The organism is Ruminococcus flavefaciens, from assembly GCF_900143025.1.
GTDB lineage: Bacteria > Bacillota > Clostridia > Oscillospirales > Ruminococcaceae > Ruminococcus > Ruminococcus flavefaciens_I.
On record NZ_FRCT01000007.1, the window covers coordinates 175115 to 194396 of the forward strand.

Annotated in this window: 11 protein-coding genes; 7 read left to right on the forward strand and 4 right to left on the reverse strand. The window is 41.9% G+C overall.

Annotated elements, in window-relative coordinates; genetic code table 11:
- Together BUB28_RS09485 and BUB28_RS09490 are read right to left on the reverse strand one after the other, a co-directional pair.
- Positions 1-4445: leucine-rich repeat domain-containing protein (locus tag BUB28_RS09485; protein WP_072950916.1), on the reverse strand; the 4445-nt coding region annotated here is incomplete at its 3' end.
- A 317-nt stretch (positions 4446-4762) separates the two neighbouring features.
- Positions 4763-6466 carry a hypothetical protein gene (locus BUB28_RS09490; RefSeq protein WP_072950918.1) on the reverse strand — a complete coding sequence of 568 codons (1704 nt, stop codon included), beginning with the start codon at positions 6464-6466 and terminating at the stop codon, positions 4763-4765.
- A 239-nt stretch (positions 6467-6705) separates the two neighbouring features.
- Between BUB28_RS09490 and BUB28_RS09495 the strand changes: the two genes are divergently transcribed.
- The 7 genes from BUB28_RS09495 (at position 6706) to BUB28_RS09525 (ending at position 15309) form a co-directional block, all read left to right on the forward strand.
- Positions 6706-7260, forward strand: a complete 555-nt coding sequence (locus tag BUB28_RS09495) for an RNA polymerase sigma factor (protein WP_072950920.1) — start codon at positions 6706-6708, stop codon at positions 7258-7260.
- A complete protein-coding gene (locus BUB28_RS09500) occupies positions 7247-8278 on the forward strand; it encodes a hypothetical protein (protein ID WP_072950922.1) in 1032 nt (343 codons plus the stop codon). The genes BUB28_RS09495 and BUB28_RS09500 overlap by 14 nt, the downstream gene beginning before the upstream one ends.
- Positions 8279-8521: 243 nt before the next feature.
- Positions 8522-9085 carry an RNA polymerase sigma factor gene (locus tag BUB28_RS09505; RefSeq protein WP_072950923.1) on the forward strand — a complete coding sequence of 188 codons (564 nt, stop codon included), beginning with the start codon at positions 8522-8524 and terminating at the stop codon, positions 9083-9085.
- A gap of 14 nt (positions 9086-9099) precedes the next feature.
- Positions 9100-10350, forward strand: a complete 1251-nt coding sequence (locus tag BUB28_RS09510) for a hypothetical protein (RefSeq protein ID WP_072950925.1) — start codon at positions 9100-9102, stop codon at positions 10348-10350.
- 252 nt (positions 10351-10602) lie between these two features.
- Positions 10603-11748 carry a leucine-rich repeat protein gene (locus BUB28_RS09515; RefSeq protein ID WP_072950927.1) on the forward strand — a complete coding sequence of 382 codons (1146 nt, stop codon included), beginning with the start codon at positions 10603-10605 and terminating at the stop codon, positions 11746-11748.
- Between the two features lie 215 nt (positions 11749-11963).
- Positions 11964-12515 carry an RNA polymerase sigma factor gene (locus BUB28_RS09520; RefSeq protein ID WP_072950929.1) on the forward strand — a complete coding sequence of 184 codons (552 nt, stop codon included), beginning with the start codon at positions 11964-11966 and terminating at the stop codon, positions 12513-12515.
- Entirely contained in the window at positions 12505-15309 is a 2805-nt protein-coding gene (locus tag BUB28_RS09525; RefSeq protein WP_072950930.1) for a hypothetical protein, read from the forward strand. Before BUB28_RS09520 ends, BUB28_RS09525 begins: the two co-directional genes overlap by 11 nt.
- Positions 15310-15405: 96 nt before the next feature.
- On the opposite strand, the gene BUB28_RS09530 is transcribed toward BUB28_RS09525, so the two are convergent.
- Positions 15406-17955 carry a LamG-like jellyroll fold domain-containing protein gene (locus tag BUB28_RS09530; RefSeq protein WP_072950932.1) on the reverse strand — a complete coding sequence of 850 codons (2550 nt, stop codon included), beginning with the start codon at positions 17953-17955 and terminating at the stop codon, positions 15406-15408.
- Between the two features lie 151 nt (positions 17956-18106).
- A partial coding sequence (locus tag BUB28_RS09535) for a GDSL-type esterase/lipase family protein (protein WP_242939978.1) occupies positions 18107-19282 on the reverse strand: 1176 nt, incomplete at its 5' end.

The following is a 19282-nucleotide window of genomic DNA, read 5'->3' on the forward strand; positions in this document are numbered from 1 at the left end:
GATGTTGTAGATGTAGTTGTTTTGCTTGTTGTAGTTGTTGTCTTAGATGTTGTAGATGTAGTTGTAGTTACATCGTTGAGGAATCTTACCTTACCATTGATAGCTTCGTTGTTTATGCCGATAGTAACATTTTTCTCCCAGTTTTCCTTTGTACTTGGATAGTAAACATTCTCTATACCAGCACAGCCATTGAATGCATTGTCATCAATATTTGTAAGTGCCTTTGGAAGGTATACATCTACTATGCCTGCCATTCTGTAGAAGGTATACTTAGGAAGCTTATTGCCGTCCTTGATAATTACTTCTTTAAGAGTTTTCGGTATCCATCTGCTCCAGCCTGATGTATTTGTAACACTATAGAAATCCTCTTTATTTCCTGAATTGAAAAGCTCTGCTAATTCAAATTTGCTTCCTTCCTCATCATATGAAGCAAGTGAAGAGCCTGCATACGGAAGTGTAAGGCTTTCAAGTGACTTACAATTGCTGAATACATATGAACCTATAGTCATTTCTTCGCCGAGAAGCTCAGCTTTTTTGAGTGAATTGCAGTCTGCAAATGCATAACTGCCAAGAGCTGCAAATGTTTTTGGAGTTCTTATACTTGTTAAAAGCTGACAATTTGTGAAAGCATATTCGCCTATTGTCTCAACTCCGTCATTAAGCACCAGATCACCGAAATCAGCCGATGTACAGCTGTCAAATGCACGGGATCCGATTGAAACGATAGTATCAGGGATATTTATTGTTTCAACATTGCTCATTGCCTTGAATGTGTTGTTAGGGATACGAGTTCCGCCGATGATGTTGATAGTCTTCAACGTCTTAGGTACCCATCTGCACCAGCCGTCTATATCAGTAACATCATAATATGCACCTTTACTGCCTGTATTGAAGTAAACTGCTATATTAAACGCACTTCCGTCCTTGTTTACAGCTGCAAGTGTTAAGCCTGCAAACGGGAGGGTCAGTGTTTCGAGTGCTGCACACTCACTGAAAATAAACTTGCTGATGACCTTATCATCACCGAACAGCTCAGCCTTTGTAAGCTTATCACAGCGGCTGAATGCATATTCACCGACTTTCTTTACTGTTTCGGGAACTGATACGCTTGTGAGTCCCTTACAGCCTGAGAATGCATAATTTCCTAATGTTTCAAGTGTTTTCGGGAATGTTATTGCCTTAAATTCTGCACTGCTGCAGTTTTCAAATGCATGGTCACCTATTGATGTAAGAATGTCTGTTACAGGTGCGTTTTTAAGTGATGAACAATCCTGGAAACCGTAATTTCCTATAGTAGCAATACTGTCAGGAATAATGATATCTGTAACATCTCTGAAACGGCAAAGTCCGTAATTCGGTATTCTTTCGCCGCCGAGAACTGTAATCTTCTTCAGTGACATAGGTATCCATCTGCTCCAGCCGTCTGCATCGGTAGAAGCATAATATTTTTCCTTATCACCACTATTGAAATAATCCAGTACGCACTGAGTGCTGTCCTTTGTATTTACCTTTGCAAGTGAGAAGCCTGCAAACGGAATAGTCATTTCCGTAAGAGCAACACATCTGTCGAATATATATCTGCCTATACCATTCTCGCAGTTTTTGATAACAGCTTTTTCAAGTGAGCTGCAACCGCTGAATACGTACTGGCCCATCTTTACAACGTTGTCAGGAACTTCGATAGCTGTTAAGCTTGAACACTCTGAGAATGCCCTATCAGGTATCTCTGTAATCGTCTTTGGAATAACGATATCAGTTAATGAAGCACAGCCGCTAAAAGCATATTCACCGATAGATGTTATTGCCTTCGGCATTACTAATTTGCCCTTAGGATACTTTACTTCTATTACCTTTTCTTTTTCATAATCATATTCATCGTAAGAAACTTCAGAAAGCGAAGCACAGCCTCTGAAAGCATTCTTACCGATGCTCTTTATAGTCTGTGGCATATTTATAGAATTCATGTTTTTACAGTCGATGAATACGCCATTGCCTATGCTTGTGATTATACCGCCGTCTTTTTCATTACCTGTATTTTCTATAACTGCATATTTAACGATAGACGGGTCTCTAAACGGTGATGAGCTAAAATCATACATTTCGCCGTATCCGCAGGCATAAAGATATCCGTCAGGATAAAGCATATATGATATGTGATCGCCAAGTGAACCTGCCTCAGCAATTACCTCATCGTCTTCAAAAGAAAGTGCAGGAAGTGTCTGAGTAGTGATCACTCTCTTTGTAGTTGTAGCCTTTGTAACAGAAACACCTGTTGAAATATTTGAATTATCATTAACATAATCTTTAATATTTCCGTCGTCATCAAGTTTTGGTTCTTCTACAAACTCCAGATCCAGTGGAGAATTCTTTACTGTGACTGTTCCTGATTCCAAAGTCTCTCCGCCATAGGTTATAGTATATTTATACGAACCGGGCAGGCAATAGAAGGTCGCGCCGCTTCCTCCTACTGTTGTTTCCTTATCTCCAAGCTTGACTACAGCAGGGATATATCCCATGTCAGACTTATTTAATACCATGAACGTAGTTCTAAATCTGTTATAATCACATTCACCTACACCAAAACCGTTTTCCGACGAGAAATACAAGCCAAGGAAAGGCAGATTAAACGAGAATTCACAAAGAGTAAGGCTGTTTTTCTTTCTGAGAACACAAAGATCCAGATTGATTTTCAGAACAAAATCTGTCGTTGCCTTAACACAGAATTTGCAGGCATGATACCAATTTCCCTTATCGTGGTCTACAATTACCTTATCGGGCGGTTCGCTTGAATTCTTTTCATATTGTTCATATATCTTTCCCAGATCCGCCTCTGCTTTTACTCTTATACCTGCTTTTATGTCCAAGCCTATTGCTGCGATCTTCTCACTTACGACCTCGACATACAGCTTCAACTCAAGACCTGCATAGATCTCACCTGAAATTTTCAGACTTACATCTACATTTTTCTCGTCAAAGATCTCTGCTTTAAACTCGGTTTCTCCGTTCTCGTAATAAAATCCTCCGACACTGTCCCATTTTATAGAAAATGTGATCTTTCCGGAAAAATCAACAAAAAGACGTGGAGACACTTCAACTACCGTACTTGGAATAGAAAGAGGTATCTTTATCTTGGCAATAGTTGCCGCAAGTGATCTCGCCTTTGGCGATGAGGATTCATAAAATCCACCGCCTGTAATTCCGTCAGTAACGGTAAATGCAGGAGATACCTTTACTGTAAGCTCAGCCTTCGTATCTCCAAACTTCTTGAAAAAGTTAAAATTAAGAGAGATAGTAATAGTACCCGTTGCCTTATCCGCACGCTTTGCACTAAGGTCATAGTACGGATCATTTGGTTTGGTATCACTTGTAGTAGGATCAAGCAACGAATCAAGACTGAATGTTTTGCTTGCTGAAACATCGTATTTTAAATCATACTGCGGTGATTCATACTCAAATTCAAACGTACCGTCATCACTCACGACAACGTCACCGTTTTCATCAACATTCGGAAATGAAACGCCTTCATCTGCGGCAGAAGTGTCGATCTCTACCTTGTCAAAATCGCCGTTACTTTCTATCTTGATGAACTCAAACATATCATCAATATCATCATTACCAGATACTGTTACAGTATCTCCGTCCTTTTCAACGCTATCAACATTTACTGCGATGATATTATCTTCATCAGGCTGAATGTAGAGATATTCACCCTCTTGAAGCGACGTGATTGACTCATCTGCATTGTCGAATACGAAAACATTATTGTCATAGTCGGCAGAAACGAGAGTATTCTGCTCCTCAGAGCTTTCTGCCTTTACTGTATCCTCGTTGATAACAAGGAAATTAGTTGACTCGTCCTCGTCGAGATTAACTACCTGTTCCTGATCAAAGGCTGTAATGTCGGTTGCGAGGATTTCCTGGTATTCCTTTGTATATCTGCTTATGGAATACGCTTTTCCAACAGGTCGGTGCATCTGATCGAACAACTGAGCCTTTACAACGTAATACTGTGGGAGCTGCGATGCGTCAACCTTGATCTCGCTGCCGACAAGCTTGCCCTCTTTAACAGTTGTCTCGACACTGAAAGCATTTTCGTTTGTTTCATCGTTTATGAATGAAACAACTATCCTTGCTTCCGTTGGCTGATTAGATGCAACACGTACAATTCCTGTCTCGTTGTCAAATTCCAGACAGGTGATCTGGAACTGAGAACTGTTGACATTTTCATCGAGTGGATTTGATACGTCATTTTTTGCAGCTACATCTTTAAGAAAGTTTCCCAGCGAATTGGTAGACTTGATGTCATAATCGCCTGAGCCAGCTTTTTCTTTGCCCGAAGCTGCGTTTGCTTCACGACCGGCATTATTAGATGCCTGATTCGGCATGACTGCTGTAGTACACATAACTGCACTCAGCAATCCTGCTATTAGTCGATTTCTAAGCATTTTTCATCATTCCTCCTTGATACATCATTTGGTATAATATACCAAATATATATTATAAGTGAAAATATACAATTTGTCAATGAAAAATTTAGCAATTCAAGCCCTGACTCACCATAAATTGCGATTGGTTGAACAACCTGTTTTCGTTTAAAAATCGGCAAAAGTACGATATAATTAGTTTCAAGTTGCTCTTTATTGCTTTCGGTATATAAAAAACAATATAACTCACTAAAAAACAGGCATTTTCAAGCACCTATAATCATAAAAAGCCCACTCAACTGAGTGGGCTTTGTTTATGAATTTTTCAACTTTAACAATCAGCTCTTGGGAGAGTACTTCTCTATAAGCTCAAGTGCTTTTTCCTCGCCTATGTAGAAGTGTGTTCCACACTCGACCATATTTGTGGAAACCACACCATTCATATGTACCTCGAGTGCGAAGCTGTTTCTGCCGAATACAGGCAACGAACAGATCACTTCAAGCTTGCAGTATCTATCCTTGCGGTCTATCTGTGGGATACTGTATGGAGCATCATCATTTCCGCCCCATGTTTCGAGGTCTCTGTTGCCGAAAAGGGTATTCCAGATATATTCCTTGTCAGCAAGATACTTTTCGCTTCTGCGTTCAGGCTTATAGCCTTTATAGACAACATTGTAGATATTCAGGTATTTTTCAAGATTAAAGTCATCAATAAGCTGTCCGACAGTCTTGGGCTGATACCACATATTGCGGTATACGTGGTAATTATTGCTGCCGCTGTATTTTACTGCAACTGCAAACTCAGATGAAACATCAGCCATAGCAAATACATTTGCTGTGCCGCCGCTGTTCTTTTCACGGTCAAGAACCTCATATTCGCCTATCTCATCGCCTATTGCATCAAGACCTACAGTCGCCCCCGAATTATAGTATTCCATATCGTTGAAGTTAAGAATGAAGTTATTATCCTCGTCTGTAAAATCAACGTAATCGTAATTCACAAGTTGGATATCATCGTCCTTCTGAGGAATAGGCACGCTTCCGAGACCTAAAAGGCTCATCTGTATCTCTCTTGCATCGTTGTTTGTGAGACCGTTTCCGTCAGTATCTCCGTTCACCTTTCCCTGTGCAGTTATACCGCCGTCTGCGTTGATACCGTACTTGTCGGGATTTGCAAGGGACTGCATAATCATAATGGAGTCGGAAAGATCAACATAGCCGTCAATATTGGCATCGCCCATAGTACCGTCAATAATAACAGGTTCGTTGCAGTAATACATCTCAGGATTAAGGAGCGCAAGCTCGGTCATTCCCCACATGAATTCCAATTTGTCGCCGTTATCCTGAATACTCTTCATGGTTTCATAAAGAGTATTGTCCTTGCGACGATAAAGGTCATTTCTTCCATTATATGTAAAAAATAGCTTTCCTTCTACATCGCTCTTTTCGGCTGTGAAATCGGGAAATTTTTCTGTGAATTCATTAACCGTCATATCACCGCTGTAATATACGCCGCCCATACTTACATAATTTGCAGTATCCTCATAAAGCTTGTAATGCATATTTATAGCAGTTACCTCGGGACAAGCCTTTATAAGCTCAAGAGTATAGTCATAAGCCTCTCTTGACTCTGCGCTGATTATCTCGTATTCGCTGCCGTTTTTGCGGATTATAGGCATTATCAGTCTCTTAGCCTCTACGGCTGCCTTGATATCGTCATAAGGGAGCACCTTTCCTGCTTCCATTTTTATTGCCGTAGCTACATATGTAGCATTTATTATATGAGGCTGGCTGTTTTCATCAAGTGTCAGGAGAGTACGATTATATTTCCAGTCTGGAGTCAATTTCTCCTTGCTGCCGCTGAGCCATATGTAATTTCCCGAGATGTCCTTGATAGCTTCGTCAAAGGTCATGCTCTTGTAGCTGAAGCTCTTAGCTGCTTTTTCAACGATAACCGGATCTTCTGCGCTTACAGGAAGTGCTGTAGTTATGCCGCATATCATAGCCGCAGCTGACAATATAGATATTATTCTTTTTTTCATAGTAAAACCTCCTTAATTTTCATTACAGGGTGTGATTTTTGCTTTCACTATTTTGACGAAGAAATTTTCATTTTGTCTCACCCTTTTTTGAAAAAAATTCAGAAGAATTTCGTTGACAAAAAATTTCGGAAAATTTATAATTTAGGTGAGACATTTCAATGTTTTTTACGTCTCATTAGTGAAAGGACATATCACGACACCAATACGGGCGCAGAAAACGCGCTGCGAAAGGAGTTTTTATGGATAACGGTGCAAGTAGCTACCGCCGTTTCCTTGAAGGTGATAAGAATGCTCTTATTGATATAATCGAAGATTACCGCGAGGGTCTTGTGCTCTTCCTCAACAGTATTATGGGCGATTTCTGCCTTGCAGAGGAGATAGCAGAGGAGACCTTCCTCAAGCTATATGTGGACAAGCCTAAATTCGCGGAAAAATGCTCGTTCAAGACATGGATATATACTATAGGAAAGAATGCGGCTATCGACCATATCCGAAAGATGTCGAAATACGGCGAAATGACTGCGGACAACTTCTACGATATAGCCGACAGGCAGAATATCGAGCAGAATTATATCAGAGATGAGGACAAAAAACAGCTTCTAAGAGCATTGGAAAAGCTGAACGATGATTACAGACAAGTGCTGTATCTTATATATTTCGAGAATTTCAGCAACACTGAAACGGCTAAGATAATGGGCAAATCGGAGAAACAGATAAGAAATCTTCTCTATCGTTCAAAGGAGTCTTTGCGGAATATTTTGGAAAAGGAGGGCTTCAGATATGAGGGAATATGACAAGATGACCTTAAAAGTCGCCAATCGAATATTTGAAAAGGGCGACGCAATATTAGAGCAGCGTCAGAAAAGATCCGCTAAAATACGTCATATTACCTATGCAGTATCGGGTCTATGCGCTGTACTTATAGTCTGCTTCGGCACATGGAAGCTTCTGCCGTCACTAAAGCCCCATAACAGCTTCAAGGACTCTGATATCGTCATTACTACTGCAACTACTGCCGCAGAAAATACCACCGAAGCCGTGACCGAAAATATGACATCTGCTCAGACTGCAAGTGCGGTCACAACTGCGAAAACTACCGCAAAAGCCACTGAAACAACGACTGTTACCGTGAAAGATCCAGCTTTAGGGACTGTTGCCGTAAGAACTACAGCTGTCAGCTACACTGCCCCGAAAAGCACTGCTGCTCTTACATCTGCAAGAAGAACTCAGACCTCCGTTTATACCAATACTACACCAAATGCGATGACTTCAAAAACTGCGATAGGCGTAGAAGAGAGCATTATCATAACCACAACAGCCGGACATATAGACGAGAGTTGGAACCCTGCAACTACTTCTTTGGACGGCAGTCCTGTTACCACTTCCAAAAGATCAATCAAAATTGCAACAATAACGACCACAAAAACAACTGACTGCGATTTACCTGTTACAACTACAACAGTGATCACTACTAAGCCTGAAGGTCCCGTATCATTCAGTATACAGGAAATGTTTCTTTCACGTCCTGTAAGTGTGAGAATTGGTGATATAAGGTATGACAGAGAAGTAACCGAGACTTCAACTACTATAGGCGGCGCACATAAAAGCATACCCGTAAACAGGATAGGAAGCTTTATCCGCAATGGTTCTGTCAATATCTATGTTGACAGGAATTTCCTTATAATAGAGTCAATGGAGGTCTACGAAATAATTAACGTACCGCCTGAAAAAGCAGTGGCGGTAAGACTGAAAAATACCGATGAATACTATATGTTCAAAAACTATGATTACAATGAAGATGATGATTCATAGCAGATAATATAAGTCCGCTCAAGGGGTGCCCACCTCAGACGAGATAGTGGCGTACAATACCGAGCCATCAATTCCGTGGCTCGGCAGCCGCTTTTCGCTGAGGGAAGCTTAAAGAGCGGGCTTTTATTTTTTAGCATAATTGATTAAAAGATAAAAATATATTCTTGTATGCTGCACTTTTGTGTTATAATCGAAATATATATAATGAATGAATTCATTCATATCAGAGAAAGGAGGGAACAAATGAAGCACAGCGAGTACCGAAAGCTGCTTGAAAACGATAAGTCCGCTGCTCAAAGGGCATTATTCAGAGACTACCTGAATTACGTATATACCATAGTTTTCAACCGACTGCGAAGCTGCGGCAGCCGTGAGGATATAGACGAATGTGTGAGCGATGTTTTCACAGATGTATTTGCATCATACGAAAACAAAAGCAACAAAACCGATGATATGAAAGGCTTTATCTTAACTGTGGCACTTAGAAAGGCTGCGGCTTATTATCATAGATTATGCAGGAATAAAACCGTTGCCTCATTAGATGATGAAACCGCAAAAGATGTTCCCTCAGAGGAGGATATTTCCGTAGCAGCTGAACAAAGTGAGACACGGAAGCTGCTTCTCAGGCTTATCGAAAGTCTCGGTGAGCCCGATGCGACTATCATAATACAAAAGTATTACTACGGGAGAAACTCGCGGGAAATATCCGAAATAGTTCCCCTCTCCCCTGCAATGATAAGAGTACGCAGCAGCAGAGCCTTGAAAAAGCTCCGCAAACTGCTTGCGGACAATGATATCTCGATTTGAACGGAGGTCATTTTATGAAAAAAAGATTTGATCTTGAAATACTGGAAAATGCAGATATGAATACTATTGATGCACTTTCTGATAAATACAGCGCAGTCAGCGAAGCGGAGACTGAGAATATCTTTCGGCGTGTAATGCAAAACAGCGGTGCTGCTGATGAAGAGCTCCGTGTAAAGGGTGTTGAGGTCTATCACAGACCTGTTTGGAAAAAGCTGCTTGCGGCAGCTTCTGCACTTGTGCTTGTAACGGGAGCGACAGCAGGGGGCGTATATCTCTACAGGAATTTCGGCGCTGAAACTGCTGATATGCCGACCGATAACGCTGAGGAAGCAACTGCCGAGGAGCACATCGAAGAAGAAACACCTACAGAAGTGCAAACGGAAGAAGCTACAGAAGCAGTTTTTATGGAATTGCAGCTACATGAAGCTGCACCTTATGCTGAGTCAATGGAGGAAGCAAAGGCAATTATCGAGGAACATACTACACTAATACCATGGGCAGACAGGCATAATTACAGAGTTGATGTAAAGCACTATGCAGAGCTTTTACAGTGCGAGGGCTACGATATAAACTCTCTTGAAGCAAAGAGCTTTATCTATCATATGCTGCGAAACAGTTTCCTGTATTTTGACTCCGCTGTTGGTACTCTCAACTGGTATATCAATTATGAAGGCAGTAATTTTTACCCGTCAGCAGAATTTCAGATCGACCTGCAAAATCAAGAGGGATATTCAAAATGCATTAATGAAGACAATGATGTATTTTTGGAATTCTTCGCTTACGATGATAAGATAATAACAAAAGAAAATATTAGCGGAATTTATCAGGAAGAAACGTGTTCAAAAGCTGAAATGATAAGATTTCCCGAGGATAATTACCGTTATATTGAAATTGCACCTCCTGATTACGGTCTTAACGAGTGTCCGTCTTGTTCTATTAATTGCGCATGGAACAAAGTACACGATCAACTTATGCCCGAGGAATTAGCATTAGCTTTTCTTGATAATTTCGACAACTGGCAGATAAACGGCATTTCAGAGTACCTTGGAAGGACTGCTGCTGAATTATCAGGCGTTTATGATGACGGAAGTGAATTAAAAATGACTGTTGACCTTTATACAGGTATTATGCTTGAATTAAACATAGAAAACAGCGATACAGGCTTTGTTGATAAAATGGCGGTAACTTCACTTCAAATAGATGTACCTGTTGAAAGAGTCGAATTCGATCCAAGCGGTCTCACGAAAAGAATATACACGGATTAAACTTCAATAACTATAAAAAACAAAAGCAGCACAAAAATAACACCGTGCTGCTTTTATGTTTTTACAGAAGATATGGAATTAATTTTGCAAAAAACATAATTAATAAATAGTTAAAGCCTTTTTCATTGCTATTTCTTCATTTATATGGTAGAATAATATTAATACATCTGAAATTGATGTATTTAATAATGATTCTCTCAGTCAAAAATGACTGACGTAAAATATTGATCATTATAACAGGAGGGGTTATTAATGAAGAAGAGAATAAAAACTTTAAAAGCCGCTGCAATTATCGCAGCATTAACACTGACAACAGGTATGTCGCTGTCATCACAGATCGGAGTATTATCGTTATCTCCTGTGACGGCATATGCTGTGGACTCTACGCAGGGCAAATCAGGTTCTTTATCCTACATTAAGTATTCCGATCATGCAGAGATAACTTCCTGCGAAATGTCGGCAACATCTGTAGAGATACCTGAGAGTATCGACGGTGTGCCTGTTACTGTCATAGGTATATATGCTTTCCAGATGTGCAAGATAAAAAGTGTTACGATACCGAACTCAGTCAAGGAAATAGGCCACTATTCCTTCAACAGATGCAGCGATCTTACTTCCATAACAATTCCTGACAGCGTTGAAAAAGTAGGCATCCGCGCTTTTGAAAACTGCTCGTCACTGAAAGCAATAGAATTCCCCGACCATGTCGTTGAGTGGAACACCAAGGTATTCGAGGGTACTCCGTGGATAGCAGCACAGCGCGAAAGCTCACCGCTTGTAATCGTAAACGGAGCACTGATTGACGGCGACAAGTGCAAGGGCGAAGTAAAGCTCCCGTCTGATTTAAAGTACATCGCATCAGGTGCATTCCAGCGCAACATGGATATTACCTCTGTTGTTGTCCCTGCCGGTGTAACAAAGCTTTGCGACAACGTTTTCTTCTATTGCTCAGAGCTTACTTCGGTAGAGCTCAAGGGTGCAACTCTTATCGACAGTATGGCATTCTGCGGCTGTCCAAAGCTGACAGATCTTAAGCTTTCGGGCAAGCTTACTAAAATTGACGATAGGGCATTTTCAGACACAACTTCTTCCGCTACCATAACTTTCTACGGAAGCAAGGATACATGGGAAAAGGTCGATAAGCCGAGCAATGACACATTCCTCAAAAACGCAAAAATGGTATTTGATGAAAGCCACGTTGAACCTGCCGAAGAAGTTGCAGGCGATGTGAACAATGACGGCGAATTCAATGTTTCCGACCTCCTGCTGTTCCAGAAATGGCTGCTGGGCAACTCGGACGCAGAGCTTAAAAACTGGAAGGCTGCCGATTTTATCAAGGACGAAAACCTTGATGTATTCGATCTCGTTCTTATGAGAAAAGCCATCATAGAAAAATAATTTTAAAAGCAGTACATATTTATAAATCCAAACGTCACAGATGAGTTATCGTCTGTGACGTTTATTATTTACATAACGGATATTGTAAACCTCCATAGGCTGTGCTATAATGGTTAAAAATAAAAAATTTCTGAAAACACTTTGAGTTTTGACAAAATCATGGTACTAATAAGTGAAAAGGCAGATCAAATCCCCTTGAGAGGAGGGAGCTCTCCATGGATAACGGTGCAAGTAGCTACCACCGTTTCCTTGCAGGCGATGATGAAGGATTACATGAGATCATCTGTGAATACCGCACAGGATTGATACTGTATCTCAACAGCTTTGTGCAGAACATTCACACGGCTGAAGAACTGACCGAGGACACGTTTGCAGAGCTCGCAATACGCTGTCCGAAGTTTTCGGAGAAAAGCTCGTTCAAAACATGGCTTTATGCAATAGGTCGCAATATAACCGCGAAATATCTGCGAAAGCATACAAAACTCAGCATCGTTCCGCTGGAATCACAGGAATATCTCGCTGACGAGGAGAACCTCGAAAGCACATACATAAAAGGTGAACAAAATCGCATCGTTCACAGGGCTTTGCACAGCCTCAGATCAGAATACCGACAGGTATTGTATCTTTCCTATTTTGAAGGGATCAGCAATGCAGAGACTGCTTTGATAATGAAAAAATCAAAGCGTCAGATTGAAGCACTGATATATAACGCTAAACAAGCGTTAAAATCCGAATTGGAAAGGAGTGGCTTTGAGTATGAAGAATGACTATGAGATGTATCAAAGTGTACTTTCCAAACGAAATGAATACCGCAGAAAAAAAGAAAGACGAATGTGCATTATAAAACGAACTGTTCCTGTTTTGGCTTGTTTATGTCTGATACTGGGACTGAGTTATTGGATACACATTGGCAATAAGCCGATAGTCCCGCCTGCTCCCGATATTGTCGGCATACCGACTACTGAAACAACTACGTCAGAAGTAACCGAAAGCATTTCAACAGCTCCGATTACTTCTTCTGCAAAGGCAACTCAGACGCAGGCAGTCACAAGCAGTACAGCCGCTGTAACAATTAACACGGCATCTGTTGATAACAACTGTATTACGGCTGTATCTACACAGAAGATAACTGCTCAGGCAATACATACTGCTGTTACTGCAAGACCTCCGAGCACCGAAACTGCTTCATCTGTTACTACTAAGAAAAATGAAAATGTTCAGACGTTATCAACGGTGCAAAGCACTGCAATATCCACCACAGCAGTAACAGGCGGTGACATGGGCTTTATAGCTATGGGCTCGGATAATGGTTACGACTTTCACGTAACAACACGAACAAACGGAACAGTATCTTCGACAACTGCTGCGACTTCAACAAACAAGGTATCGACCACATCTACCACAACGGACAGACCAAGCGGTGATCCAACTACAGAAGTGCCTATAAACGAACAGTATGGATTAGGTATCATGGACGGCTATGACGGCTGGTATATTAACGCTTTCAGGATATCTCCCGATAATGTAGGCGAATATATTGGCATAATCGTAATGCGCAGTCCGAAATTACCTTTCCTGGACGCTAAAGCATATAAGATAAAAAAAACAGAGACCAATATAGCTATTGCTGTTAAATTTGAAGGGTATGACGGGTATTACCTCTACAGAAGCAATGAAACGACAAAGGAAATGATCAATGAAATGTTTTCCGCGGAGGAAGAATTATTAAATGAAAGGGTGTTTTTTATGAGCAAAACTAAGAAAATAATTGCAGCCGCAACAGCAGCAATTATTACCTCGGCATCAACCTCGTTAATGTCTGTATATGCAGACAACCATGACGTTTCTGACAGAGATAAGGTTTATAATTCCTCTCTGGTGCTTGACAAGGACATTGTCTATACCGATCAAATGCTCAGCAAATATATTAAGGATAATAATATCAGAGCATATACTGCACTTAAACAAGGACGTGAAAAGATACAGGTCATTGCCGAAAACTTTGACGACCTTGAGCCTGTAAAAGCCTATGTAAAGGAAGCAGGTCTTGATGAAAGCCTGATCGAATACGGCGTTGATACTTTTGAGCTTACAGATTCTCCAAATTCTTCAAAAGGATATTCGTTCAATGATATTTTCGCCATGACAACAGAAGAAGTTCAGGCGTTATTCAACGAAAAAGGACTTACCGTGGATAACGGCTATCATGTTTACGGTCAGGGCAATGACGCAGAGTATGTATACTGCTTCAGCTGGGACGTTCATCTGTTCTCTGAGGATTACCTCTCTGATAAGACGGTGGAGGAGATATTAACTGACTATCCTCCCCATCAAAGCGGTGGCTGCCTGTATGATAAGGGCGAAAGCTTATGGGATACGGACAGGATAGTAAGTGCACTTGCTCTGCCCGAGGAGTATTTTGAAGTTACCGTATTTAAAAAGCGTGTCATAGTTAAAGGCGAAGACAGCACGGATAAATACAAGATATCCTGCGACTGCGGAATAAGATGCAAGCTTCCGGAGGGACAAGAACGCGCATCTGTGCGCAATGCAGCACTTAACTATTTACAGTTGAGGGAAGACTTCGATGAGCTTGTCATTGACGATGCTGTACCATACTACGGTAAGGAGAAAACAACTGCCCAGAAATACGGCGAAGCTATTGCCGAATACATGGCTAAAAACTCAATTCAGGGTGTAGTCTCACGTTCTGTGCCTGATGAAAAACTGTCAATCGGTTTCCACGGTGACTATGAAGATCAGGTGCGAGCTTATATTGCCGAAATAGGTCTTAACGAAAGCGGTATTCCATATGAACTTGAGAAACTTCCTGATTTTATAGGCTTTGACAATAATACCTCCTTATCTGCTTCAAAATTAAAGGGCGATGCGAACTGTGACGGACAGGTGGATATGTCGGATATAGTTCTTGTAATGCAGGCTCTTGCAAATCCAAACAAGTACGGTGAAAATGGTACAGCCGAAAACCACCTTACAGCACAGGGAAAGAAAAATGCGGATATTGACGGTGACGGACTTACAGTAGGTGATGCACAGTCTATCCAGCAGCTTCTTCTCGGAGTAAGCGACGCTGCTGATGTCAAAACCAAAGCTGCTGATGTAAAATATGAAAAATCAGTTGACTGGCTTTGGAACACTGCTAAATCAGGTTTTTGTTCTGAGTGCAGCGGTAATGGCTTCTCGACTGTTATATGTGACACTAATGAACTGAAAAAATATCTTGATAAATTCTGCAAGGAAGAAGCTGTATCGGAATATCTTGAAAAATACAATGAAAGCTTTTTCAGCGAAAATGTGCTGTTCCTTGACTTTATAAATCAGCCTGCCGGATTGGAAGTCGGATATAAGGTAGATAGTGTTGAGTTGTCAGACGATGTGATATCTGTAACTGTAACAAATACAATAAACGGCGGCGAAGATATAATAACACTGTGCCTTGCACAGGTTTGTATCCCTAAGAAAGAATATAAGGGACAAAATGTGGAATGGAACGTGAAATATGTTAATACAGAAGCTCCGTCAGGTGTTGACCTTTGCTGATAAAGCGTATCTTTATCGTTACACCCATAAAGAACATCTTCAAAAATATAAGGGAGACCTTTTTCATAAGGTCTCCCTTTTTTATGGACTGCAATATCAAAGGCTGATTATAAGCTTACGCATTAAACACAGATCGAATACATCTATTACATTATCCTGACAGAGATCGCCATTTTTCCAGTTTGCAAGCTCTCCCCTGCCGAGCAGAAATTTCTGCATAGCTGCAAGATCACCAACAGAAAAAATACCGTCACCGTTCACATCACCTGTTACCTCACCTGCTCCGCCGCTTATCTCGGACTCAGTAAGTGCTGTTCTGTATATCTTTATGTTGTCGATACTTCCTTTGAAACAGCTGTCGTCGGAATAATAGGACTTTCCGAGATAACAGCTTGTTCCCGAACCCATATCCGCTGCCTGGCCGTGGGTCTCCGTTGTGTGCAGGACTTCCCTACCGTCAAGATACAGCTTTGTATCTGCACCATTTACAACAAGAGTATAGTTATGCCATTCTGTACCGTTAAGGTCATAGACAAGCTCTGTTTCATCTCGCCATGAATCAGTTGTGGCAGCAAAGCGGAAAAGCTCCTTTGCTACTCGGAAGAAAACATATTTTTCGTCGTTCTTTCCTGCGGCAAATGTGAAGAAATTGCCTTCGGATTCGGACTTTATATCCATGCTAACTGTATAGTCGCGGCAGCCGTCCAGCATACCCACAGGGAACTCACCATAGGTATTGTCACTGCCGTCAAGATAAAGGAACTTTCCCTTCTGCGCGTCCTGTTTTACAGAAGCTCCGCCGTTAAGTGAAAGATTTCCCGTACCGTTCTCAAAATCAATATCCACATACGGCTCAGGCTTTACGGCAGAGCCCACAGGAGTTCCGAACACCTTTACCTCATACACTGTAGGAGTATACCAGTTATTGTTCGGGTTATTCTGAAGTGTGGCATTCTGCACGTTAAGACGCACATACCTTGCCTTTCCCGAAAGCATATCACTGTTGAAGCCGTATGTTTTGTTCACTGTCTCGCTGTCCTTATTTGTGTGATCGAGAAGCTTAGTCCAGTTATGACCGTCAAGGCTGCCCTCAACAGTGTAGGTATAGTATCCCTCAGAGCCCTTGCAGATGTACCATGAAGTCTGTATATTTGCAAGCTCGCACACTCTTTCAAGGTCTACCTGCAAATAGAACGGCCATTTTTTATAGTCGCCGATAGCTGTAAATGAACTCTGATATGAACCGTCAAAAGCTTTTGCAGGCGAGTTTCCGCTCTTTGCGGCAAGAGATGACGAAGCAGGTCTGTCCTGAGACAGCAGTTCACCCTGCTGAACAGGATAAAGGTCGCCTGTAGATGTGTTGTACTTGAAGTACGGACAATAATCATAGAAAGCAAAGCCCTTGTCAAAATACAGCGGACACAGAGTCGTACCGCTTGTGGACGAAGCTCTCAGCCAGCGGTATGCGTGCATAAGATAATTCTTATCCTGCATATTCACTATCCAACCGGACTGAGATGAAAAAGTCGAAGTATTACCGATACTGCGAAGCTCGCTCCACTTGCCTTTGAGATCCTTTGTAACACTGTAGGCACCGCTGCTGGGATACCAGCCTGCTGCCTGTGATGTGAAAAGGAAGTAATAACCGTCCTTCTTTATCAGGTTTGGAAATTCCCTGTACTGATCCTCAAAGAGAGTTGTAACCACCTCGGTAACGTCACTGTAATCGTCATTCATGCGGAATATGTACATGGTCGCATTTGCGCCCTGACCCTCTTTGTTGGCGGCTGCGATAAGATAGCCTGTTCCGTCATCATCAAAGAATATAGCCATATCACGGACCTGTATGCCGAGAGGATTATACACATGATGAACAGTGAACTGTCCGCCCGGAGTACCTGTTATAACGAGAGCTTTTCCGTCGCTGTAGCCGCTTGGCTTTTCCCAGTGAGCCCAAACCACTACTTTATTCTTTTCGGGAATGTAATCTATATGCACAGACTCTATCTTACAGCTTGCAAGTGCGGAATTCTGCGAGCTGTCAGCAACATTGCGCTCATTGCCGAAACGTTTTCCGTCGCTTGAAGTAGTCTCGGCAAGATAGATATCGTCCTTTCCGTTATGCTTTTTAAGCGAATAGCTGTAGTAGGTATTGCCCACCTTATAGCCGTTCGTATCATAGACAAGGTTACTGCCCTTCTGGTTATCGTAGGTACTCAGTCCCGACGGCAGAGCACATGGCGTAAGAGACTTAACAGAGGAATACATTTCCTTCCCCTTTGATTTTACTTTGAGCTGATAATAATATGTGATTCCCGTTTTCATGTCATCATCTTCAAAGGAATTTCCGCTGCCCTCATAAACGGGTACAAAGTCTTTTTCGGGATCTGTTGAGCGGTAGAGCGTGTAACTTTCAGCTGAAAGCGTAGTCGCCCATTGCAGTTCAGCATGATCTGCACTGCTGCTGTCTGCTGTACAGAAAAGATTGCCGACAAGTCCTATGTCGTCCGAGACTGCCGACGACGCATTGACAGCATATGAGGTCACGTTCTTCCCGAAGCTGCTCATAGTCATAAGCATAGCCGCACTGCATATCACCGCGGCAGTACGCTTCAGAATTCCTTTGATACTGACCGATTTTTCCATAATATCACTCCTTCAGGGATTTTTGTCTGTCAAGCCTATTATAACATGATGTGCATTATATTGCAACAAAATGTTATACTTTTCTTTATCATTCAGAAATAGAAAGCAGCCTGTAAAAATACAGGCTGCAATTGAAGATCATATACGGATATTATAAGCCGAGAAGCTTTTTCTGTATTGCCTGAGCATCGCCGACTGTAAGACCGTCACCGTTTACATCAGCGTTTACCTTGCCCTGTGCTGTAAGGTGTACTTCTGCTGTTCCTTCCTCACCATACTTGTTAGGATTTGCAAGAGCCTGCATTATAAGTACAACATCAGACATATCAAGCTGACCGTCACAGTTGACATCGCCTTCCTTAGTTACCTTCAGCTGGGGAGCTGTAGTAGTTGTGGTAGTTACTGCCTTTGTTGTAGTTGTAGTAGTAGTCGTTGTAGTAGTAGTGGTAGTAGTAACAGCAGGCTTTGAGGACTTGAGATACTCGTCTATGAGACCTGCCCAGTACTTGCCCATTTTTTCATAGCCCTTTGCATTCGGGTGAACACCGTCGCCAAGATCAGCAGTGCCGTTGAGACAACCGTGGATATCAGCAAATGTAACTCGCTTGCCCTTGCTGTTATAATCCTCTGCAACCTTCTTTACAGTTGCATTGTAGCTTGCTATCTGAGCAGATCTGTCTGCACCGCCTCCAAACATACCGCCGCCAATTTCAGGTATGGTCGAAAGGAAGATCATACCGTCGGAAGCCATATCTGCGAGCATATAATCAATAAGGTCGTGCAGTTCTCTCTCGCAGTCACTTGTTGAACGATTTCCGTTCATATCGTTAGTTCCGATAATAAGAAGAATTATATCAGGGTTAGCCTGCTTGACAGCGTTCTTTTCTTTAAGAACTTCATATAAGCCGCCGCCATAACCACCCTGCTGCTTTTTGATAGTGTATCCGCTGTAGCCTGCGTGATTATCGTCATATGTGACGCTCTTTCCGTTGTAGTTGAAGCTTGCAGCGTTCTTGCCCTCAGGACCAACAAAATCAATGTTGTTATAGCCCATTTCCTTCAGGAAGTAATCAAGATACTTTCTGTATCCGCCTGTGTCACCCATACCGAAGGTAATCGAGTCACCTGCAGGCATGATCTTTATCATGTTTTCATTCTGAGAAGTGTTGTTTCCACCGTTGTTATCGGGGATCTGTGACTGACCGCCGTTATCACCGCCGAAGCCGCCGAAGTTCATTCCGCCTCCGTTGTCGCCGCCGAAACCGCCCCAGTTCATTCCGCCGCCGTTATCACCGCCGAAACCGCCCCAGTTCATTCCGCCGCCGTT